The organism is Arthrobacter sp. AFG20, from assembly GCF_002892795.1.
Lineage (GTDB): Bacteria > Actinomycetota > Actinomycetes > Actinomycetales > Micrococcaceae > Arthrobacter.
This window is the reverse complement of the sequence record NZ_PJMC01000011.1, coordinates 100,538-121,291: the sequence shown is the minus strand read 5'-3', so window position 1 is coordinate 121,291 and position 20,754 is coordinate 100,538. Positions and strand designations below refer to the sequence as shown.

Sequence of the window (20,754 nt, the reverse complement as noted above, 5' to 3'; positions counted from 1 at the left end):
CCCTGCTATGATCAAAATCAGAGTATGTCCTAACAATCGGACATGCGCTGACATACAGGCCTTCTGGACGCAGGAACCTGCAGCACAAAGGGAGCACTCAATGGCGAACCAACTACACCTCAGCATCGACCGCTCGTCGCCGGTGCCGCTGTACCATCAGGTCGTCCAGGGCATTGAAGCCGCCATCCATACCGGCCTGCTGGAACCCGGGAGCCGGTTGGAGAACGAGATCGATCTCGCCGCCCAGTTGAACCTCTCCCGCCCCACGATGCGCAAGGCCATGGACGAACTGGTCCGCTCGGGGCTCCTGGTCCGTAAGCGGGGCGTCGGCACCCAGGTGGTGTCGAGCCAGGTCCGCCGCCCGCTAGAGTTGTCCAGCCTGTACGACGACCTGACCAACAACGGCAGCAAGCCCACCACCGAGGTGCTCACCTTTGCGCACATCGAGGCCGACCCCGCCACCCGGGAGGCCCTGCACATCGCCGCCGGGGCCAAGGTCTATCACTTCACCCGGCTCCGGAAAGTGGGCGGCAAGCCGCTTGCCCTGATGGAGAACTGGGTGCGCGACGACATCACACACATCGACGAGGACCTGCTGAAGGCGCAGGGCCTGTACGGCATCCTGCGCAGCGGCGGCGTCAACTTCCGCCTGGCCACGCAGCGCATCGGTGCCATGGTGGCCAACGACTACCAGGCTCCCCTGCTTGAGACCGAACCGGGTTCAGCCCTGGTCACCATGGAACGCACCGCCGTCGATGACACGGGGCGGAACGTCGAGACCGGACACCACGTCTACCGCGGCGACTCCTACAGCTTCGAAATGACACTGGTTCAGCGCTAGGAACAACCCGGCTCTTTCAGCGCGGGGCGGCGACAGGCCTGCCCTGGCGCGGGGCCGCCGCGCGCCGGACCTGGCCACCACACATCCGAAAGGGACACGAACATATGGCCGACTGGGTATACCCCCTGGGCAGCGCCGCCGAAGGCTGCTGGGACGTTTCGCTGGGAACGTCCGACTCGAAACTTGCCGTGGAAGGCTGGGAACACACGGGACTGAAGGTGGCCACGCTGGCGCCGGGCGCCGTCGTCGAACTTTTCCCCGCGGCGGAGGAACGGATTGTCATCCCGCTGAGCGGGGCGATCACGGTGACAGTTGACGGGCTGGACTACCCGCTTGCCGGGCGCGCAAGCGTCTTCAGCGGCCCCACCGACGTGCTGTACTCCGGGACGGACAAGGCCGTCACGGTCACGTCGGCCGCCGGCGGCCGGGTGGCCATCGCGACGGCCCCCGCCAAGGTCCAGTACCCCACCCGCCTGATCACGGCCGCGGAGACACCGGTGGAACTGCGCGGGGCCGGAAACTGCTCGCGCCAGGTTCACAACTTCGGCACCCCCGCCGCGCTGGAAGCCGACCGCTTCATCGTGTGCGAAGTCCTCACGCCGGCCGGCAACTGGTCCTCCTACCCTCCCCACAAGCATGACGAGGAGAAGGAGGGCGAGACCCGGCTCGAGGAGATCTACTACTTCGAGACGCGGGTGGCCGACGTCCCGGGTTCCATGAGTTCAGGTTCTGCTAGCCCGGGAGGGAAGCCGGACGCCATCGGCTATCAGCGGGTCTACGCCTCCGATGAGCGCCCCATCGACGTCGCGGCCGAGGTCCGCACCGGCGACGTGGTGCTGGTCCCCTACGGCTGGCACGGCCCGGCCATGGCCGCACCCGGCTACGACATGTACTACCTCAACGTCATGGCCGGTCCCGGCCGCGTCCGCGACTGGCTCATCAGCGACGACCCGCACCACGGCTGGGTGCGCCAGACGTGGGACAGCCAGAACCTGGACCCCCGGCTGCCTTTCGGTGCATAACGCGGGGGCCGTCGTGCCGCCGTCGTGGGCAGCGCGTGGCTAACGGACGGAAACGGGTCCGACGTCGGCCGGTTCAGACCGGCGGGCACTCGCCTTTGCCCGGGCTGCAGCGCCGGCCATCACCAGGAGGCCCAGCAGGGTAATCGCGGCCCCTGCCCAGATGGGCGAGGTGTAGCCGAGGCCGGCGGTGATGGTCACGCCGCCGAGCCAGGCGCCGAGGGCGTTGCCCACATTGAACGCGCCGATGTTGGCTCCGGACGCCAGCGTGGGAGCCTTGGCCGCGTACTTCATGACGCGCATCTGCAGGCCGGGCACGGTGGCGAACCCGAAACCGCCGAGGAGCAGCAGGGAGGCGATGGTGAGCACCTGGCTGTCCGCGCTCAGGGCGAATACCACCAGCACCACGACGAGGACCGAGAGCACGGCGAGGAGGGTACGATCGACGTCGCGGTCGGCCGCCCTGCCGCCAAGGGTGTTGCCGATAAACAGGCCCACGCCGAAGACAATCAGCAGCCAGGGCACCGTGGAGGCGGCGAATCCGGAAACCTCGGTGAGGGTGAAGGCGATGTAGGTGAAGGCGCCGAACATGCCGCCGTAGCCGAGGATGGTCACCAGGATGGACAGCCACACCTGGCCGGAGCGGAAGGCGCGGAGCTCGCTGCGCAGTCCGCCGCTTGCGGTGTCGCCGTTCCCTGCCTTGGGCACCAGGGCCAGGATGCCAACCAGCGCCAGCACTCCGATGCCGGTGATGGCCCAGAAGGTGGAACGCCACCCGGCCGCCTGGCCCAGCAGCGTGCCAAGCGGAACGCCCAGGACGTTGGCGGCCGTGAGCCCGGTGAACATGATGGCGATGGCGGCGGCCTTTTTGGTCGGGGCGACCATGCCGGCGGCCACCACCGCCCCGATGCCGAAGAAGGCGCCGTGCGCGAGGGCGGCAACCACCCGGCCCGCCATCATCGCCCAGTAGTCAGGGGCAATGGCGGACAGCAGGTTGCCTGCGATGAAAAGTACCAGCAGCATGGCCAGCACGGGCTTGCGCCGGAAGCGTGACACCGCGGCGGTGAGTCCCAGTGCTCCCACCACGACGGCGAGGGCATAGCCGGAGATGAACCAGCCGGCGGAGGCTTCGCTCACCTGGAAGTCTGCCGCCACTTCGGGGAGCAGTCCCATGATGACGAATTCGGTGAGTCCGATGCCGAACCCGCCGAGGGCTAGGGCTATCAGGCCAACAGGCATGGATGTGCTCCTTCGGAACTGTACTGAATGGGGAGCGCGGCGTAGGCTATTAGTTGCAGGCGCGCTATATATCGGAACGCAACCAATTGTTGCACAAGCAAATATAGCGCGCAAGCAACTATCTGTGCCGGTGCTCTGTTTCCAGAGAGCCGGAGAACCGAAGGAGGAGAGAGCCCATGGGCATCAAGGACGACGCCGTGGAGGTGCGCGCCCAGGGTTGGCGCACCCTGGCGGCCCTGCACGGGATGATCGAGGCGGAGCTGGAACGTTCACTGCAGGGGCAGGCGCAGCTCTCCGTCGTCGAATACACTGTGCTGGATGCGCTCAGCCGGCAGGACGGGTGGCACATGCGCATGCAGCAGCTGGCCCGGGCCACCGCCCTCAGTGCCAGTGCGACCACCCGCCTGGTGAACCGGCTGGAGGACCGTGGCCTGCTGACCCGCATCCTGTGCGCGGACGACCGCCGCGGCATCTACACCGAACTCACCGACAGCGGGAGCAAGCTGCTGTCAGAAGCGCGGCCGGTCCACGACGCCACCCTCGAGCGGACCCTGGCCGAAGCACAGCAGGTGCCGGAACTGGCACCTCTGGTGGACGCGCTCCCCCGCCTCCACGCCGGCGTCTAGAGCTGCCCGCCCGGCCCTCCGGCCGCCGTCGAACGCCTGGGTGTAAAACTGCCTCCGGCAGTTGAGGAGCGGGAGCGGCCTTAGTGGACCGCAGTGTTCGCTCCGACGGCGGTCCTTGCTTCGGCGGGGACGCCGGCCTGATGCTTGAAGAAGTGCTCCACGTCCTCGAGGCTCTTGTCCTTGGTCTCGGGAATGTACTTCGCCGCGAACAGGATGGCCCCGACACCGAGGACGGCGAACACGAAGAACGTGTTGGCGATGCCGACGGCGGCGAGCAGCTGCGGGAAGCCGAAGCCGATCAGGAAGTTCACGATCCAGAGCACGAAGGCCGATGCGCCCATGCCCAGGCCGCGCAGTTTCAGCGGGAAGATCTCCGAGAGCATGAGCCAGGTGACCGGTGAAATGGCGCCCTGCTGGAATGCGAGGAACGTGACGGTCAGCGCCAGGATCACGTAGCCCCGCCCGGTGCCCTCGGGCAGGATCAGCGAGAACAAGCCAATCAGCAGCAGCGCCGAGGTGGTTCCGACCTGGCCGGTGATGAGCATCCGGCGGCGCCCCACCTTGCCGAGGAGCCAGATTCCCGCGAAGGTGGCCAGCACGGAGATGACTCCGTTGGCGATGTTGGCGCTGAGCGCCGCTTCGCGGCCGAAGCCGGCATCCGCCAGGATCTGCGTGCCGTAGTACATGATGGAGTTCACGCCGGTGATCTGCTGGATCACGGCAAGGCCGACGCCGACGAAGAAGATCCGCCGCAGCCAGGGAACCCGCAGGTCCTTCCAGGAGCCCATTTTGGACTTGTAGTCCTCCACGGCCATGGCCTTGACCTCGTCGAACTCCGCCGCGGCCTCGGCCTTGGAGCGGATGCGCTGGAGCACGCCGAGCGCCTCGCCGAAGCTGCCCATGGAGGCCAGCCAGCGGGGGCTTTCGGGCATGAAGGCCATGCCGATCCACAGGGCGATGGCCGGCAGCGTGGCGATCACCAGCATCCAGCGCCAGATGCCCCCGGCCTCGCCAAACGTGTTGCCGAGGTAGGCGTTGAAGATGAAGGCGAGCAGCTGGCCGGTGACAATCATGAGTTCGTTCTGCGTCACGATGCGCCCGCGCCGGGCCGACGGCGACACCTCCGCGAGGTACACCGGCACCGTCACGGACGCCCCGCCCACGGCCATGCCCAGGATGAACCGGGCCGCCACCATGAACTCAGTGCTCGGAGCCAGGGTGCAGGAGACCGTGCCGATCAGGAAGATGACGGCGAGGACCATGATCATCTTGCGGCGGCCGTTCCGGTCCGCCAGCCGGCCGCCGAACAATGCACCGAAGGCGGCGCCGAACAGCAGCGACGACGTCACCATGCCCTCGCCCAGCGGGGTCAGTCCCAGGTCTTCCTGCATGTAGGGCAGGGCACCGTTGATGACGCCTGTGTCGTAGCCGAAGAGCAGGCCGCCAAAGGTGGAAATGATGGTGACCGTGCGGAGCGCCCGCTGGTGTTTTAAGTCGGCCTTGCCAGAAGGCGCGGCCGTCATACGCTGACCTTCTGCACGTACTGCTTCATGGTGTCCAGCTGGAAGCGGGAAACCTCCTCGGCGTTGTCGTTTTCGGCGAAGACGCTGGAGACCATCACGGTGTCGTCGCGGTCCAGGAACCCGATTTCCTTCAGGCCGCCGAAGAACTCGTCCCAGTTCACGTCGCCGTCGCCGATCTTCAGGTGCTGGTGCACCCTGACGGCGTTGCCCGGCGGGTTGGTGATGTAGCGCAGTCCGTGCGAGGCGTGGTGGTCCATGGTGTCGGCGACGTGGACCAGGCGGAGCTTGTCCCCCGCGGCGCGCATGATGTCCAGCGGCGAGTTCTTCATGTGGAAGCTGTGGGAGGCCACGTAGACCATGCCGACGTTCTTCGAGTTCAGGCCGCGGATGACGCGGATCGCGGCGAGGCCTTCCTCCACGAAGTCGTCCGGGTGCGGGTCGATGAGCAGGTCAATGCCTTCGCGCTCGATGATGGGAAGCAGTTCCTCCATGGAGCGGTAGAACGCCCGCTCGGACTCTTCGGCCAGTTCAGGGCGGCCGCTGAACTCGGTGTTCATGGTGCTCACGCCCAGGTCCACGGCGATCTGGATGGCGCGCTTCCAGTAGCGCACTGCTGCCTCGCGGGCGTCCTCGTCCGGGCCGGACCAGCGCAGCACAGGCAGGACGGACGCGATTTCGATTCCGGCATCGGTGCACGCCTTCTTCAACTGGCCCACGAGTTCGTCGTCGGCCTTCGGGTGGTTGTAGAAGGGGATGAAATCCGGGTGCGGCGTCATCTGCATGTACTTGTAGCCGAGGTCGGCCACCACCTTGGGGAACTCCAGCAGGCTGTGGCTGTGGTGGAAGGGGGTGGGGTCAAGGGCGATTTTCACGAGGAACACTCCATTGTGGAAAGAGTCGGTTAACGAACGGAGTTTTTGTCCAGATAATGCAACCTTGAGGGCCTCTAAGTCGCATTATCTGGACAAAAACTCCAAGGGCGGGTGCTTAGCTGTAGAGGGCAGGCTTGGCGTTCAGCTTCACGGCCACCTTCTCGCCGTTCTTCTGGGCCTCCACACCGGCTTCGCAGCAGGCGGCTGTGGCGTAGCCGTCCCAGGCGGTGGGTCCGCCGATTTCGCCGCGGAGCGCGGCGTCAACCCAGGCCTGGATTTCGACGTCGTACGCGGCACCGAAGCGCTCTTCGAAGCCGGGCGTGACCTTGCCTCCCCAGCGGCCGTTGCTGCGAAGGTACGGGCCGCTGTCGCCGCCGATGCTGACGATGCCGTCCTCGAAGGAAGCCTGCGTGGCCACTTCGTAGCCGAACTTCGCGTTCACGTAGATTTCGACGTCGGCCAGGACGCCGGACTCCGTTTCGATCAGGACGTGCTGGGGGTCGTGCTGGCCGGCCGGGGCGTTCTTCGTGGCCTTGCCGAGCCGGACCTGGACGGAGGTGATCTCTTCGCCGGTGAAGAAGCGGATGGCGTCGAACTCGTGGACCACGGAGTCGTTGATGAGCATCTCGTTGGTGAAGCCCGCGGGGGTGTTCGGGTTGCGGTGCTGGTGGTGCAGCATGAGCAGTTCGCCCAGTTCGCGGTCGCGGATGACCGAGCCGAGGGCCGCGTATTCGGCGTCGAAGCGGCGCATGAAGCCCACCTGGATGCGCTTGCGGCCCAGCTTCTCCTCGGCCTGGACGATCTTCCAGGACGACTCGGCATCCGGCGTCAGCGGCTTCTCGCACAGGATGGGAATGTCCTTGGCGATGGCCTTGAGCAGGATCTCCTCGTGCAGGAAGCCGGGCGTGGCGATGAGGACGGCGTTGACGTCGCCGTTGTTCAGCGCCTCTTCGGCGTCGGCCAGGGCAACGGCCCCGGGGATGCCCTCGATGGCGGCCTGGGCGCGGGCGAGGTCAACGTCGACGACGGCGGCAACCTCAGCGCCGTGGATGCGCTTGCTGAGGCGCTGGATGTGGTCCGCGCCCATGCGGCCGGCGCCGATAACGGCGACGCGAAGGGTTTCAGTCATTGTTCTTCCTTACGTTTGGGATGCCGGGGCGGAGGCTAGCTGACCGCGGTGCGGGAGCCGCAGGACAGCAGGTAGTTGCGAGTGCGCTTGGCGATGGGCATGGGAACGTCGAAGGCCACCGGGTACATGTCCTGTTCCACGATGCCGAAGATCGGCCGGTCCAGGGCCTCGACGGCTTCGATGACCGCGCGCAGGTCCGGCAGGCCGTTGGGCGGTTCCGTCATGACGCCGGCCAAGTTTGCCGCGGCCCAGGTCATGTTTTCCTCGTTGACCTTCCTGAGGACGTCCGGGTTGATCTGCTTCAGGTGCAGGTAGCCGATGCGGTCCGGGTAGTTCTTGATGAGCTCCAGGCTCGAGGCGCCGCAGTATTCCGCGTGGCCGGTGTCCAGGCACAGGTTGAGGTACTGCGGGTCCGTCGCGCCGAGGAGCGTTTCGATGTCCTCCTGGGCTCCCACATGGGAGTCGGCGTGGGAGTGGAACTGCTGCTTGAGGCCGAAGTCCTCGAGCAGCGTCTTTCCCAGCCGGTTGTGGCCGGCGAACAGGTCGCTCCAGGCCTTGTCGCTGAGGGTGCCGCTCTCCACGGCCTCGCCGGTGACGTCGTCGCGCCACATGGCGGGGATGACCACGATGTGCTCGCCGCCCATGGCCGCCGTCAGTTCGGCGACCTTGCGGGCGGGCTCCCAGGCCTGCTCCCACTGGTCCAGTCCGCGGTGGAACGCGGTGAAGACGGTTCCGGCGCAGACCTTCAGGTCGCGCTGCTTGAGCTCTTCTGCGAGCCGGGTGGGGTCGTTGGGCAGGTAGCCGTAGGGGCCCAACTCGATCCACTTGTAGCCGGACTCGGCCACTTCATCAAGGAAGCGCTCCCACGGGGTCTGCTTGGGGTCATCCGCAAACCACACGCCCCAGGAGTCCGGCGCGGTGCCGATGATCAGCTTGTTCTCTGTCATTGTCGCTTCCTTAGTTGGAGGGGAAGTTGTAGGAGGCGCCGGAGGCGTGGGTGGGTTCGGGCCAGCGTGAGGTGACTACCTTGCCGCGCGTGTAGAAGGAGACGCCTTCGGGGCCGTAGATGTGCTTGTCACCGAAGAGCGAGGCCTTCCAGCCGCCGAAGGAGTGGTAGGCCACCGGGACGGGCAGTGGCACGTTGATGCCGATCATGCCCACGGTGACGGAGCGCTGGAACTTGCGCGCCGCAGCGCCTGAGGAGGTGAAGATGGCGGTGCCGTTGCCGTACGGGTTGGAGTTGATCAGCCTGATGCCGTCTTCCAAAGTATCAACGCGGACGACGACGAGGACGGGTCCGAAGATTTCCTCCTGGTAGGCGGTCATCTCGGTCTTGACGTGGTCAAGCACGGTGGGGCCGACCCAGAAGCCTTCTTCGTGGCCGGGGACGACGAGGTCGCGGCCGTCCACGACCATCGCGGCGCCGGCTGCTTCGGCCTCGGTGACGATCTTCACGATCCGTTCCTTGGAGGCGGGCGTGATGACCGGGCCCATTTCGGCGCCGGGGACGGTGCCGTTGTTGACCTTCACGGCGATGGCGCGTTCTTCGACCTTCTTGACCAGCAGGTCAGCGGCGTCGCCGACGGCCACGGCGACGGAGATGGCCATGCAGCGTTCACCGGCGGAACCGAACGCGGCAGCGGCGAGGTGGTCCGCGGCGTTGTCCAGGTCGGCGTCGGGCAGGATGATGGCGTGGTTCTTGGCGCCGCCGAGGGCTTGGACGCGCTTGCCGTGGGCGGTGGCGGTCTCGTGGACGTACTTGGCGATCGGGGTTGAGCCGACGAAGGAGATGCCGTCCACGTCCGGGTGGGTGAGCAGGCCGTCGACGGTTTCCTTGTCGCCGTGCAGGACCTGGAACACGCCGTCGGGCAGGCCGGCATCCTTCCAGAGCTTGGCCAGCAGCATTGAGGCGGAGGGGTCCCGCTCGGAGGGCTTGAGGATGAAGGCGTTGCCGGTGGCGATCGCCATCGGGGCCATCCACAGCGGCACCATGACCGGGAAGTTGAACGGGGTGATGCCGGCGACGACGCCGAGCGGCTCCCGGAAGGAGAACACGTCGATGCCGGTGGAGACCTGGTCGGAATAGTCGCCCTTGAGCAGGGACGGGATGCCGCAGGCGAACTCGATGACTTCCAGGCCGCGGCCGATCTCGCCCTTGGCGTCGGAGATGACTTTGCCGTGCTCGGCGGTGATCAGCTCAGCGAGTTCGTTCACATGCTCGGCGACGAGTTCGCGGAACTTGAACAGCACGGCGGTGCGCTTGGCCAGGGAGATGTCGCCCCAGGAGTCGGCGGCGGCGCGGGCGGCGGCGACGGTGTTGTCCAGGTCGGCGCGGTTGGCCAGACGCAGCTCAGCCGACACGGCCCCGGTGGCCGGGTTGTAGACCGGGGTGGTGCGGTCGCCTTCGCCGGCGGTCTCGGCGCCGTTGATGAAGTGGTTGATGGTGGTGGTGACGGTCGTCGTTGACATAGAGATGACTTCCTTGGTCTGGGGACGTTAGCCGAGCAGCTTGCGCTGGCGGGATTTGTGGTCGATGTAGGTCTGGAAGGCCTGCTTGGTGGAGTCGAGTTCGGAAACCGCGGAGACGGGCACGTCCCACCAGGATTCGGAGCTCGGTGCGTCCAGCAACGGGTCGGATTCGACGTGGATCACGATCGGGCCGCCGCGCTCCGGGGCGGCCTTGGCGTCGCGGATGGCCTGTTCGAGTTCGGCGATGGCCTTCTCGCCCGGCTCGATCCGGATCACCTTCACGCCGAGGGATTCGGCGTTCAGGGCCAGGTCGACGGGGAGGGTGTCGCCCTCGTCGAAGCTGTGCTGTTCCTCGTCCAGGACGCGGTACTGGGTGCCGAAGCGCTGCGAGCCGAGCGATTCGGAGAGCGAGCCGATGGAGGCGTAGCCGTGGTTTTGGATCAGGACCACGATCAGCTTGATCCGTTCGGCGACGGCGGTGACAAGTTCGGTGTGCATCATCAGGTAGGAGCCGTCCCCCACCATGACGACGACGTCGCGCTGGGCGCCGCCCGCGGCGGCCTCGGCAAGCGCTGCGCGCTTGACGCCCAGCCCGCCGGGGATTTCGTAGCCCATGCAGGAGTAGGCGTATTCGACGTGGTAGCCGAACGGGTCGCGGACCCGCCACATCTTGTGCAGGTCACCCGGGAGGGAGCCTGCGGCGCAGATGACCACGTCCTGGGCGTCCATGGCCCGGTTGGTGGCGCCGATGATCTCGTTCTGCGCCGGCAAAGGGGTGAAGCGCGTGTCGAAGGCCTCGTCCACCGTGGTGTTCCAGCGCTGCTTCTCGGCGGCGATCTTCTGCTCGAGGTCGGCGCCGACGCGGTATCCGCCCAGGGCCCGGTTGAGCTTGACGAGGGCCTTGCGGGCGTCGGCGACGATCGGCAGGGAGGTGCCGTGCTTGTACGCGTCGATCGGTGCGACGTTGATGTTGATGAACTTCAGGTCCGGGTTCTGGAACGCGGTCCGGGACGCGGTAGTGAAGTCCTCGTAGCGGGTGCCGATGCCGATGATCAGGTCCGCTTCGGCTGCCAGGGCGTTGGCCGCCGTCGTGCCCGTGGAGCCGATGGCGCCGAGGGAGTACTTGTGGTCCCAGGGCAGGACGCCGACGCCGGCCTGCGTGTTGCCCACCGGGATGCCGGTCAGTTCGGCGAACCTGGCCAGTTCCTCGTTGGCGTAGGCGTACAGGACGCCGCCGCCGGCGATAATCAGCGGCCGCTTGGCGGCCCGGATGGCTTCGGCGGCGCGGGCGATGTCGTCGTCGTCCGCTTCCGGGCGGCGGATCCGCCACTCACGCTCAGCGAGGAATTCCTCGGGTACGTCGAAGGCCTCGGCCTGGACGTCCTGGGGCAGCGAGATGGTCACCGCGCCGGTCTCGGCCGGATCCGTGAGGACCCGCAGGCCGTGATGGAACGCGGAGAACAGCTGCTCCGGGCGGGTGACCCGGTCGAAGAACTTCGACAGCGGCCGGAACGCGTCGTTGACCGTGAGGTCGTAGGCGTAGGGCTGTTCGAGCTGCTGCAGCACCGGGTCCGCAGCACGCGTGGCGAACGTGTCAGACGGCAGCAACAGGACCGGCAGCCGGTTCGTGGTGGCCAGCGCCGCACCGGTGAGCAGGTTCGACGAGCCCGGGCCGATGGAGGTGCTGATCGCGAAGGTCTGGCGGCGGCGGGTGTGCCGGGCGTAGCCGACGGCCTGGTGCGCCTGGGCCTGTTCGTTGCGGCCCTGGTAGTACGGCATGATGCGCGGGTCCGCGGCCTGGTACTGCTTCAGGGCCTGACCCACACCGGCCACGTTGCCGTGCCCGAAAATGCCGAACGTGCCCGGAATCAGGCGTTCGCGGAAATCGACCCCGCCAACGGAATCAACGGTGTACTGCTTGGAAAGGTATTCGACCACGGCCTGCGCCACGGTCATCCGGCGGGTTCCAGTTCCCATCGTTACTCCGATACTTCTGTGGTGTGGTGGAGGAGTGAAGCTGCCGCGGCGACAGCTCCGGCGACATCGCCGTCCTGCGGGTACAGCAGGGTCCGGCCGACGGTGAGTCCCTGGACGCCGGGAAGGGCGAGGGCGGCTCCCCACGTGGCGAACACCTCGTCCTGGGTGCCTGCCGGGTCTCCGCCCAGCAGCACGGTGGGCATGGTGGTGGCGGCCATGACGCGTTCCATCTCGGCGACGACCGGCAGCTTCATCCAGGTGTAGGCGCTGGTGGAGCCCAGGCCCTCGGCGATGGCGATGGACTTGATCACGGCGTCCGGGCTCAGGTCGTTGCGGACCCGGCCGTTCTCGCGTACGGACAGGAAGGGCTCCACCATGGCGATGAGCTTGCGTTCAGCAAGGGAGTCGATGGCCTTCGCCGTTGCCTCCAGCAGGGACACGGTGTCCGTGTCACCGAGGCAGATCCGGGTCAGCATCTTTCCGCCGTCGGCCCCCAGTGCCTCCAGCGCGGCGGCGGTGTGGCCGGTGAAACGGTCATCGAACTCATTGACCAGGCCGGCGAGGCCGCCGCGGTTCATCGAACCGAACACCAGCTTGCCCTCGAGGGCACCCAGGAGCAGCAGGTCATCCATGATGTCCGGGGAAGCCAGGACGCCGTCCACTGCCGGGTTGGCCAGCGCAATCTGCAGCCGGTCCAGGAGCTGGCGGCGGTCCGCCATGGCTACCGGGTCGTTGCCTACCGAGAGGGCGCCGCGGGCCGGGTGGTCGGCGGCGACAATGAAGTTCTGCCGGCCGTGCTTCAGGCCGGGGTGGCGGCGGCGGGCCTTGGCGGCCCGGGCCACTGCGGCCGGGTCTTCGAGCCGGATGGTGCTCAGGTGCTCGTAGCGGCGCGGGTTGTCATCCACCGCGAGGGTGGCGGTGCCGGGGTTGAGGCTCACAGTGCCGCTCCTTCGGGGGTGAGTTGGCCGGGAAAGGAATCATGGCCGGGAACAGCAGCATCGGGAACAAGGCGTCCGCGCTCGGCGAGCAGGGAGGTGACCTCGGCCGGGGTGGGCATGGCATCCGCGCAGGACAGCCGGGAGGCAACAATGGCGCCGGCAGCGTTCGCGTAATCCAGGACCTGTGCCAGCGGCCAGCCGGAGAGCAGTCCGTGCACGAACGCGCCGCCAAAGGAGTCTCCGGCACCCAGGCCGTTGACGGTCTCAACCGGAACCGGGGCGGAGACCACGCGCTCGGTGCGGGTCTTGGCCATCACGCCTTCCGGTCCGAGCTTTACGACGGCGATCTCCACGCCGGCGTCCAGCAGCCGGTCCGCCTGCTCATCCGGAGTGCCCGGGCCCACGGCCACGGAGCATTCCTGGTCATTGCCGATGGCCACGGTGACGTGCGGCAGGATGCGGGCCACCTGCTCGCGGGCTTCCTCCTCGGAGGCCCAGAACATGGGGCGGTAGTCAAGGTCCAGGATGGTGTACTGGCCGGGCTTCAGACCGGTGCGGGGCCGTGCCTCGTGGGCCTTGATGTGCGCCTCACGGCTCGGCTCCTGGCACAGGCCGGTCACGGTGGACCAGAAGATCTGCGCCTCGCGGATGGCGTCCGTATCGAGCTCGTCGGCCTTGATCTGCAGGTCTGGTGCCGTGGGGAACCGGCCGTAGAAGTACAGCGGGAAATCGTGCGGCGGCTGGATGGCGCAGAACGTGGCGGGCGTCTGGAGACCTTTGACCGGGCGGACGAAGGAATCGTCGACGCCGAACTTTTCCAGTTCGCGGTGCAGGTACGCGCCGAACGGGTCATCCCCGGTACGGGTGATAACGCCTGTCCGGCGGCCATGGCGGGCGGCGGCAACAGCAACATTGGACGGCGAGCCGCCGAGGTACTTGCCGAAGGACGTCACGTCCTCCAACCCCACCCCGATGTCGTTCGGGTAGATATCAACGCTGATTCGCCCGATCGTGAGCAGTTCGTGGGTCACGGTAATCGTGGACCTTTCTTTTGGATCTCAACCTCTAAGCAGCCGAACGGCCAAGGCTCCGGCGTTCCGGCCCCGTGAGCGGGACCACAAGAACTACTGTGCCCTAGAATTTATGTCCTGTCAAAGGTTTGTACTGACATGCTTACAACAAGCAGAACTGCAGCCAAAATGCGGTGGTGCGCAGCTGCCGCCGGGGACTGGGGGGCTAGTATTTCCCCCTATTTCTTCGGGACGGCGAGCTCGCCGGTGACGTACTGGGCGCGGCCGAACCCGAAGGACCAGTCCCCCGCCGTGTTCTCGACATAGCCAATGAAAACGTCCTCGCCGGCAACCCCCAAAGCCCCCAGTTTGTCTGCCACAGCGGCAAACAGGCTCTGCTTTGCCTCCTGGCTCCGCCCGCCCTGGGTAAAGATCTGGATCATGATGACGTCCCGTGTGCGTTCGAAGCCGAGGCCCGCGTCCTGCGCGACGATCTGGCCGGGCGCATGCTCGGTGACAATGTGGAAGTAGTCGCGCTCAGGGATGCCATACTCGGCGAGGATGGCGTCATGGATACCCCGACTGAGGCGGCCGAGTTCGCCTTGGCTGCGCCTGGAGTGGACGTCGATTCGTACCAGTGGCATTTGCGCTCCTTTGATAGTTTGTCCTGACATACTATCAAGCATCGTCCATCGGGCAATAGGCGCGTAAGGTTCGTTAAACGTCCGACGGCGGCCGGTGACCTTCGAGGTAAAGGTCACCGGCCGCCGTCGGACGAGTCAGTTGTGGTGCGGCCCCTATTTCGCGAGCAGCTCCTCGAGCCGCTCGTAGCCGTCGGACACGCCGCTTTCCATGCCTGATTGGGCCATCCCGTCGCGGGCTTCCATGCTGGGATAGACGGAGTGGGCCCGCAGCCGGCACCTGCCGCCGCCCAGGTCCTCGAAGCTCATGAATTCGAGGCTGACGATGTCCGGGTAGCCGCTGAACTCGAAGGTCTGGATGGCGAAGTCGTTTTCACGGACGGTATGGAAGATGCCGCTGAAGGCGTACGTCACCCCGTCCGGGCCGGTGTGGTTGTACAGATAGGTGCCTCCGGAACGGAAGTCGTAGTGGTCGATATCGATGTTGGTGCCGCGCGGGCCCAGCCACTGCGTGATCAGCTCAGGCTCCTTGTGCGCGCGGAACACGTCCGAGACCGGGAAGTCGAACTCCCGCTCAAAGTCGATGAACGGGACGCCGTCGGGGACGGTGAGTTTAAGTGCATTGCTCATGATCGGTCCTTGTCACTGCTGCAGTGCTTCGAGACCGCCAACATAGACCTTGCTGCCGCGCCCAGGCAAGGGTCAGTCCGCCTGCACTTAAACAAAGAAACGCGGGGTCACTCTGCGCCCAATCCGGGGGGTGGATTGGGCTGGGAGTGACCCCGCGTTGCTTGAAGTGGGCCTTAGAGCGCTGCGAAGACTTCGCGCAGCAGCTTGGCGGTCTCGGACGGCGTCTTGCCGACCTTCACGCCTGCAGCCTCGAGGGCTTCCTTCTTGGCCTGGGCGGTGCCGGCGGAGCCGGAGACGATGGCGCCTGCGTGGCCCATGGTCTTGCCTTCGGGAGCGGTGAAGCCGGCCACGTAGCCGACGACCGGCTTGGTGACGTTGGCCTTGATGAAGTCGGCCGCACGCTCTTCGGCGTCGCCGCCGATTTCGCCGATCATCACGATGGCCTTGGTCTCCGGGTCAGCCTCGAATGCAGCCAGGGCGTCGATGTGGGTGGTGCCGATGATGGGGTCACCGCCGATGCCGATGGCCGTGGAGAAGCCGAGGTCGCGCAGTTCGTACATCATCTGGTAGGTCAGCGTGCCGGACTTGGAGACCAGGCCGATGGGGCCCTTGCCGGTGATGTTCGCCGGGGTGATGCCCACGAGGGCCTCACCCGGGGTGATGATGCCGGGGCAGTTCGGTCCGATGATGCGGGTGACCTGGTTGCCGTCAGCGTCGACCTTGGACTGTGCCAGTGCCCAGAACTCGGCGGAGTCCTGAACCGGCACGCCTTCGGTGATGACGACGACCAGGCCGATGCCGGCCTCGATGGCTTCAACAACGGCGTTCTTCGTGAATGCCGGCGGAACGAAGACGATGGAGACGTCGGCGCCGGTCTCGGCGATGGCTTCCTTGACGGTGCCGAAAACGTTGATCTCGTTTTCGCCGTGCAGGACGGTGGTGCCGGCCTTGCGGGCGTTGACGCCGCCCACGATGTTGGTTCCGGCCTTGAGCATGAGGGCGGTGTGCTTGGTGCCTTCGCCGCCCGTGATGCCCTGGACGATGACCTTGGAGTCCTTGTTCAGATAAATAGACATGTTTTCTTTCCTAGATCTCGACAGGCTCGATCAGCGGGCGTTGGCGAGCTCGGCGGCCTTGTCGGCGCCCTCGTCCATGGTGGCGGCGAGGGTAACCAGCGGGTGGTTGGCCTCTTCGAGGATGCGGCGGCCTTCTTCGACGTTATTGCCGTCGAGGCGGACGACCAGCGGCTTGTTGGCGGAGTGGCCCAGCTCGGCCAGTGCGCCCACGATGCCCTTCGCGACAGCGTCACAGGCGGTGATGCCGCCGAAGACGTTGACGAATACGGACTTGACCTGCTCGTCGCCCAGGATGACGTCCAGGCCTGCGGCCATGACCTCGGCAGAGGCTCCGCCGCCGATGTCCAGGAAGTTGGCCGGCTTGACGTTGCCGTGGTTCTCGCCGGCGTAGGCGACGACGTCCAGGGTGGACATGACGAGGCCTGCACCGTTACCGATGATGCCGACTTCGCCGTCCAGCTTGACGTAGTTGAGGTCCTGCGCCTTGGCCTTGGCTTCGAGCGGGTCTGCGGATTCCTTGTCCTCAAGCTGGGCGTGCTTGGGGTGGCGGAACTCGGCGTTCTCGTCGAGCGTGACCTTGCCGTCGAGGGCGACGATCTCGCCCGCGCCGGTCTTGACCAGCGGGTTGACCTCCACCAGGGTGGCGTCTTCCTTCTTGAAGACGTCCCAGAGCTTCAGAATGACGCCGGCGACTTTGCCGCGCAGTTCTTCAGCGAAGCCGGCGGCAGCGACGATTTCGTCGGCCTTGGCCTGGTCGATGCCCACGGCGGGGTCGATGGCTACCTTGGCCAGGGCCTCGGGCCGCTCAACGGCGAGCTGCTCGATCTCCATGCCGCCTTCAACCGAGCACATGGCCAGGTAGTTGCGGTTGGCCCGGTCCAGCAGGACGGAGAAGTAGTATTCCTCGGCGATGTCGGCACCCTGGGCGATCATCACCTTGTTGACGGTGTGGCCCTTGATGTCCATGCCCAGGATATTGGTGGAGTGCTCAAGTGCCTCGTCGGCGGACTTGGCAACCTTGACGCCGCCGGCCTTGCCGCGGCCACCGACCTTAACCTGTGCCTTGACGACAGTTACGCCGCCGATCTTCTCGGCAGCTGCCTTTGCTTCTTCAGGAGTGTGCGCCACGATGCCGGCGAGCACGGGTACACCGTGCGCTTCGAACATATCGCGCGCCTGATATTCAAACAGGTCCACGGTTTAGTGTCCTTCTACGTCGAAGTAGTTTCTGTACAGCCGGACTGCACCCAAGGTGCGGACCGGGCTGCGGAATTAGCGCGCCCTGCGGCAGGTCCGGAAACGAGCCCCGCGGCGCAATGATCCTTTTTTGAACTCTAGTCCTTTGGAGGGACCGGCCCGTTCCAGACTACCTGTTCTGTGAGTAAGGACACTATTCTATGGACCGTAGAAAAACCCCGTGATTACGGGGTTTTTAGGGCCTTGGCGGGCGCCGTCTGGACGTTTTTGCCCTTCGCGGAGATGAGTTCGTAATGATCCCGGCTGATAAAGAAACCAACGCCACCAGAGACGTTTCCGCAGGCCACCCCTGAACGGTATGCGGAGCACCGCAAACCGTTCCGTTCGAGGTTGCCGCCGTCGGGCAGGACACGAAGCTTGGAGACGGGCCCGTTGGCCGTGCCCTTGGGCCCGTACTCGGCCTCCATCTGCGTGACCCCGGCCCGGCATTCGCCGTACCGGGCCCGGCTGGGCGTCAGGAGTGCCGCGCCGCCCAAATAGCCGAGTCCGGTCCCCGAGCAGTCGTCACCGACGTCCGGTGCTGCCGGCGCGGGATACACCGCGAGCTCACAGTGTGCCACGGGCACGGTCGCCAGTTTTTGGTTGTCGGGATCGCTGAAGTTGTTGGTCTCGTAGGGCAGGTCCAGGTGTGGCCCGCGGGCTGAGGTCAGCGAGCACACCACGTTCCGGTCCGCGGTGACGAACGCCAGCACGTCCTCCCCTGCCGCAAACCCCGCGGGGTCAGTGAGCGGAGCCTGTTTCAGCTGTTCGAGGGCCGGCAGCGGTGGCGGCGGGGTGTACTCCGGATCCGCGACGGTTACGGAACAGCCCGCCAGCGTCATTGCGAACAGGGCCACCCAGAACAGCGCCGCCAGGCCTGCAGCCACGCCATCCAGGCGCCGCACCGGCACGCTCAGGCGTCGATCTTGGTCAGTGGCGCGTACCGCAGAAGCAGCCGCTTCTCGCCGATGTCGAACTTCACCTTCGCCACGGTCTTGTCCCCGGTGCCTTCGACGGCGAGCACGGTGCCGTTGCCAAAGCTCGTGTGGTTGACCTTGTCCCCCACGCTGACCGCGATGACTTCCTTCTGCGGCTGCACGCGGTTTTTCGCGACGGCGGCCGGGACGTCGGCGTTGAAGCCCGCGGAGGAATCGGCACGGGTGCCGCGGGCCGTTCCGGCGCCCCAGAAGGACCCGCCGTACCGGCTCGACCCGATGGCGGCGCCGCTCCCCCACCCGCCGGACTGCCGGCTGGTTCCCTCGCGCTTCCATTCGACGAGTTCGGCGGGGATTTCCTCCAGGAACTGGCTGGCCGGGTTGTACTGGCTCTGCCCCCACATGCTCCGGACCTCGGAACGGGTGACGTAGAGGCGCTTCCGGGCGCGCGTCAGCCCCACGTAGGCGAGCCGGCGTTCCTCCGCCAGTTCCTTCGGGTCAGTGGCGGAACGCTGGTGCGGGAAGAGCCCGTGCTCCATGCCGGTCAGGAACACCACGGGGAATTCGAGGCCCTTGGCCGTGTGCAGCGTCATGAGCGTGACCACGCCCAGCCGCTTAGCCTCCGCCACCGCGGCGTCAATGTCCGCGCCGGGCGCGTCCGGGATCTGGTCGGCGTCGGCCACCAGTGACACCTGTTCGAGGAAGGCGCCCAGGGATCCTTCAGGATTGTCGCGCTCGTATTCACGTACGACGGCGACAAGTTCGGCGAGGTTCTCCACCCGGGATTCGTCCTGCGGGTCCGTGCTGGAGCGCAGCGTGGCGAGGTAGCCGGTCTGTTCCAGCACTGCCTCGAGCGCGGCCGCGGCACCGGAGCCCGCGGCGACCTCGGCGAGGTCGTCCAGGAGCTTCACGAAGCCGAGCACCGCGTTGACCGAGCGGGTGGCCATGCCGGGCGCCTGGTCGGCGCGGCGGGCGGCGGCGATGAACGACGTGCGTTCCCGCTCGGCGAGGGCCGCAACGGCGCCCTCGGCCCGGTCCCCGATCCCGCGCTTTGGCTCGTTGAGGACGCGGCGGAGGTTGACGTCGTCGTCCGGGTTCACGAGCACCCGGAGGTACGCCAGCGCGTCCTTGATTTCCTTGCGCTCGTAGAACCTGGTGCCGCCCACCACTTTGTACGGCAGGCCAACGCGCACCAGGACGTCCTCGATGGAACGGGATTGGGCGTTGGTGCGGTAGAAGATGGCGACGTCGCCGGGGCGGAGGTTGTCCTCGTCCTGGAGCCGGTCGATCTCCTTGGCGATGAACTGGGCTTCGTCATGCTCGTTCTCGCCCACGTAGCCGATGATCTTGTGGCCCTCGCCCTCCGCGGTCCAGAGCCTTTTCTCAGGGCGGTTGGGGTTCCGGGAGATCACGGAGTTGGCCGCGCTCAGGATGTTCTGGGTGGAGCGGTAGTTCTGCTCCAGCTTGATGGTGCGGGCGTCCGGGTAGTCCTTCTCGAACTCCACGATGTTCCGGATGTCGGCGCCGCGGAAGGCGTAGATGGACTGGTCGGAGTCGCCAACGACGGTCAGCTCCGCCGCGCCCGGGCCCTCGCCGACGATTTCCCGGACCAGGGCATACTGCGCGTGGTTGGTGTCCTGGTATTCGTCCACCAGGACGTGCCGGAACCGCCGCCGGTAGGAATCTGCGAGCGCCGGGAAGGCCCGGAACATGTAGACGGTCTCAGCGATGAGGTCGTCGAAGTCCATGGCGTTGGCCTGGCGCAGCCGCTGGGTGTACCCCTTGAAGACGTCTGCCACGGCGCTCTCGAACGGGTCACGGTGGTTGGCGGCGCCCGCGAAGGAGTCAGCGTCGATCAGTTCGTTCTTGAGCGCGGAGATTTTGTGCTGGATGGCCTTGGGCGCGAACTTCTTGGGGTCCAGGTCCAGGTTTTTGGCCACCAGGGTAATCAGCCGCAGGGAGTCGGCGGAGTCGTAGATGGAGAAGTTGGAGTTCAGGCCGACGCTGGCGGCCTCGCGGCGCAGGATCCGGACGCAGGACGAGTGGAACGTCGAGATCCACATGGCCTTGGCCCTGTTGCCCACGAGGGCCTCGATGCGCTCACGCATTTCCGCGGCGGCCTTGTTGGTGAACGTGATGGCCAGGATCTCGCCGTGGTGGGCACGCTTGGTGGCAATCAGGTACCCGATCCGGTTACTGAGGACACGGGTTTTTCCGGAGCCGGCTCCGGCCACGATCAGCAGTGCGCTGCCGGAGTGCTTGACCGCTTCCTCCTGCTGCGGATTCAGGCCCGCCAGCAGCGCGCCTGCGTCCGGGAGATGGTGCCGGGCGTACTCCTCCGCCGGGCCTCCAGCCCCCTGGCCCGCAGCGGGGCCGGCTGCCGCGCGGCTGGCGGATTCGCCCGGACCGCCGCCGAACGCGGGCGTCATCAGCCCAGTTTCGGGGCGCGACTTGGTGATGGCACCGGCGTGGGAACCAGCCTTAAACGGACCGTCAGCGTAAGGGTCAAACAACATATCCATGGTGACTACAAGTCTAGGCGGTGGGACTGACACCGGATTCCGCCCTGTGGATAACCCGGCCGATAGCCCCG

General features: G+C 66.4%; 18 protein-coding genes. 3 read left to right on the top strand and 15 right to left on the bottom strand.

Annotation, left to right across the window (positions count from 1 at the left end; translation table 11 throughout):
* Positions 1-100 precede the first annotated feature (100 nt).
* Positions 101-841, top strand: coding sequence for a GntR family transcriptional regulator (locus CXZ05_RS14340; RefSeq protein WP_102973217.1), 741 nt, complete (start codon positions 101-103; stop codon positions 839-841).
* A gap of 104 nt (positions 842-945) precedes the next feature.
* A complete protein-coding gene (gene iolB, locus CXZ05_RS14335) occupies positions 946-1,863 on the top strand; it encodes a 5-deoxy-glucuronate isomerase (RefSeq protein WP_102973216.1) in 918 nt (305 codons plus the stop codon).
* Between the two features lie 39 nt (positions 1,864-1,902).
* Here iolB and CXZ05_RS14330 read toward each other — a convergent pair whose 3' ends face one another.
* Entirely contained in the window at positions 1,903-3,099 is a 1,197-nt protein-coding gene (locus CXZ05_RS14330) for an MFS transporter (RefSeq protein WP_102973215.1), read from the bottom strand.
* Between the two features lie 176 nt (positions 3,100-3,275).
* On the opposite strand from CXZ05_RS14330, the gene CXZ05_RS14325 reads away from it, so the two are divergent.
* Entirely contained in the window at positions 3,276-3,725 is a 450-nt protein-coding gene (locus CXZ05_RS14325; protein WP_102973214.1) for a MarR family winged helix-turn-helix transcriptional regulator, read from the top strand.
* Between the two features lie 80 nt (positions 3,726-3,805).
* On the opposite strand, the gene CXZ05_RS14320 is transcribed toward CXZ05_RS14325, so the two are convergent.
* The 14 genes from CXZ05_RS14320 to pcrA form a co-directional block, all read right to left on the bottom strand.
* Entirely contained in the window at positions 3,806-5,248 is a 1,443-nt protein-coding gene (locus CXZ05_RS14320) for a sugar porter family MFS transporter (RefSeq protein ID WP_102973213.1), read from the bottom strand.
* Positions 5,245-6,120, bottom strand: a complete 876-nt coding sequence (locus tag CXZ05_RS14315) for a sugar phosphate isomerase/epimerase (protein ID WP_102973212.1) — start codon at positions 6,118-6,120, stop codon at positions 5,245-5,247. The genes CXZ05_RS14320 and CXZ05_RS14315 overlap by 4 nt, the downstream gene beginning before the upstream one ends.
* A 115-nt stretch (positions 6,121-6,235) precedes the next feature.
* Entirely contained in the window at positions 6,236-7,249 is a 1,014-nt protein-coding gene (locus tag CXZ05_RS14310; RefSeq protein WP_102973211.1) for a Gfo/Idh/MocA family protein, read from the bottom strand.
* Positions 7,250-7,284: 35 nt separating this feature from the next.
* Complete coding sequence (locus tag CXZ05_RS14305) at positions 7,285-8,196, bottom strand: sugar phosphate isomerase/epimerase (protein ID WP_102973210.1); 912 nt, start codon at positions 8,194-8,196, stop codon at positions 7,285-7,287.
* 10 nt (positions 8,197-8,206) lie between these two features.
* The gene (locus tag CXZ05_RS14300; protein ID WP_102973209.1) at positions 8,207-9,718 is read right to left on the bottom strand and encodes a CoA-acylating methylmalonate-semialdehyde dehydrogenase; all 1,512 of its coding nucleotides are present in this window, start codon (positions 9,716-9,718) and stop codon (positions 8,207-8,209) included.
* 27 nt (positions 9,719-9,745) lie between these two features.
* Positions 9,746-11,695, bottom strand: coding sequence for a 3D-(3,5/4)-trihydroxycyclohexane-1,2-dione acylhydrolase (decyclizing) (iolD, locus tag CXZ05_RS14295; RefSeq protein ID WP_180987388.1), 1,950 nt, complete (start codon positions 11,693-11,695; stop codon positions 9,746-9,748).
* A gap of 2 nt (positions 11,696-11,697) precedes the next feature.
* Entirely contained in the window at positions 11,698-12,633 is a 936-nt protein-coding gene (locus CXZ05_RS14290) for a deoxyribose-phosphate aldolase (protein ID WP_102973207.1), read from the bottom strand.
* Positions 12,630-13,664 carry a 5-dehydro-2-deoxygluconokinase gene (gene iolC / locus CXZ05_RS14285; protein WP_102973206.1) on the bottom strand — a complete coding sequence of 345 codons (1,035 nt, stop codon included), beginning with the start codon at positions 13,662-13,664 and terminating at the stop codon, positions 12,630-12,632. The genes CXZ05_RS14290 and iolC overlap by 4 nt, the downstream gene beginning before the upstream one ends.
* A 218-nt stretch (positions 13,665-13,882) precedes the next feature.
* Positions 13,883-14,287, bottom strand: coding sequence for a tautomerase family protein (locus CXZ05_RS14280; protein ID WP_102973205.1), 405 nt, complete (start codon positions 14,285-14,287; stop codon positions 13,883-13,885).
* A gap of 153 nt (positions 14,288-14,440) precedes the next feature.
* Positions 14,441-14,914, bottom strand: a complete 474-nt coding sequence (locus tag CXZ05_RS14275; protein WP_102973204.1) for an SRPBCC family protein — start codon at positions 14,912-14,914, stop codon at positions 14,441-14,443.
* 173 nt (positions 14,915-15,087) lie between these two features.
* Positions 15,088-15,990, bottom strand: coding sequence for a succinate--CoA ligase subunit alpha (sucD, locus tag CXZ05_RS14270; RefSeq protein ID WP_102973203.1), 903 nt, complete (start codon positions 15,988-15,990; stop codon positions 15,088-15,090).
* A 30-nt stretch (positions 15,991-16,020) separates the two neighbouring features.
* Positions 16,021-17,187: an ADP-forming succinate--CoA ligase subunit beta gene (gene sucC, locus CXZ05_RS14265; RefSeq protein ID WP_102973202.1), complete on the bottom strand. Its 1,167-nt coding sequence runs from the start codon at positions 17,185-17,187 to the stop codon at positions 16,021-16,023.
* A gap of 224 nt (positions 17,188-17,411) precedes the next feature.
* Positions 17,412-18,068, bottom strand: a complete 657-nt coding sequence (locus tag CXZ05_RS14260) for a hypothetical protein (RefSeq protein ID WP_102973258.1) — start codon at positions 18,066-18,068, stop codon at positions 17,412-17,414.
* Between the two features lie 71 nt (positions 18,069-18,139).
* Positions 18,140-20,677: a DNA helicase PcrA gene (gene pcrA, locus CXZ05_RS14255; protein WP_374754662.1), complete on the bottom strand. Its 2,538-nt coding sequence runs from the start codon at positions 20,675-20,677 to the stop codon at positions 18,140-18,142.
* Positions 20,678-20,754: the final 77 nt, after the last annotated feature.

What these genes read in the sequence shown, in the direction of transcription:
- sucD (WP_102973203.1), bottom strand. Translation starts at nt 15,990, where the DNA reads ATGTCTATTTATCTGAACAAGGACTCCAAGGTCATCGTCCAGGGCATC.
- iolB (WP_102973216.1), top strand. Translation starts at nt 946, where the DNA reads ATGGCCGACTGGGTATACCCCCTGGGCAGCGCCGCCGAAGGCTGCTGG.
- CXZ05_RS14310 (WP_102973211.1), bottom strand. Translation starts at nt 7,249, where the DNA reads ATGACTGAAACCCTTCGCGTCGCCGTTATCGGCGCCGGCCGCATGGGC.
- CXZ05_RS14280 (WP_102973205.1), bottom strand. Translation starts at nt 14,287, where the DNA reads ATGCCACTGGTACGAATCGACGTCCACTCCAGGCGCAGCCAAGGCGAA.
- CXZ05_RS14340 (WP_102973217.1), top strand. Translation starts at nt 101, where the DNA reads ATGGCGAACCAACTACACCTCAGCATCGACCGCTCGTCGCCGGTGCCG.
- iolD (WP_180987388.1), bottom strand. Translation starts at nt 11,695, where the DNA reads ATGGGAACTGGAACCCGCCGGATGACCGTGGCGCAGGCCGTGGTCGAA.
- pcrA (WP_374754662.1), bottom strand. Translation starts at nt 20,677, where the DNA reads ATGTTGTTTGACCCTTACGCTGACGGTCCGTTTAAGGCTGGTTCCCAC.
- CXZ05_RS14260 (WP_102973258.1), bottom strand. Translation starts at nt 18,068, where the DNA reads ATGACGCTGGCGGGCTGTTCCGTAACCGTCGCGGATCCGGAGTACACC.
- CXZ05_RS14320 (WP_102973213.1), bottom strand. Translation starts at nt 5,248, where the DNA reads ATGACGGCCGCGCCTTCTGGCAAGGCCGACTTAAAACACCAGCGGGCG.
- CXZ05_RS14325 (WP_102973214.1), top strand. Translation starts at nt 3,276, where the DNA reads ATGGGCATCAAGGACGACGCCGTGGAGGTGCGCGCCCAGGGTTGGCGC.
- CXZ05_RS14300 (WP_102973209.1), bottom strand. Translation starts at nt 9,718, where the DNA reads ATGTCAACGACGACCGTCACCACCACCATCAACCACTTCATCAACGGC.
- CXZ05_RS14330 (WP_102973215.1), bottom strand. Translation starts at nt 3,099, where the DNA reads ATGCCTGTTGGCCTGATAGCCCTAGCCCTCGGCGGGTTCGGCATCGGA.
- CXZ05_RS14275 (WP_102973204.1), bottom strand. Translation starts at nt 14,914, where the DNA reads ATGAGCAATGCACTTAAACTCACCGTCCCCGACGGCGTCCCGTTCATC.
- CXZ05_RS14305 (WP_102973210.1), bottom strand. Translation starts at nt 8,196, where the DNA reads ATGACAGAGAACAAGCTGATCATCGGCACCGCGCCGGACTCCTGGGGC.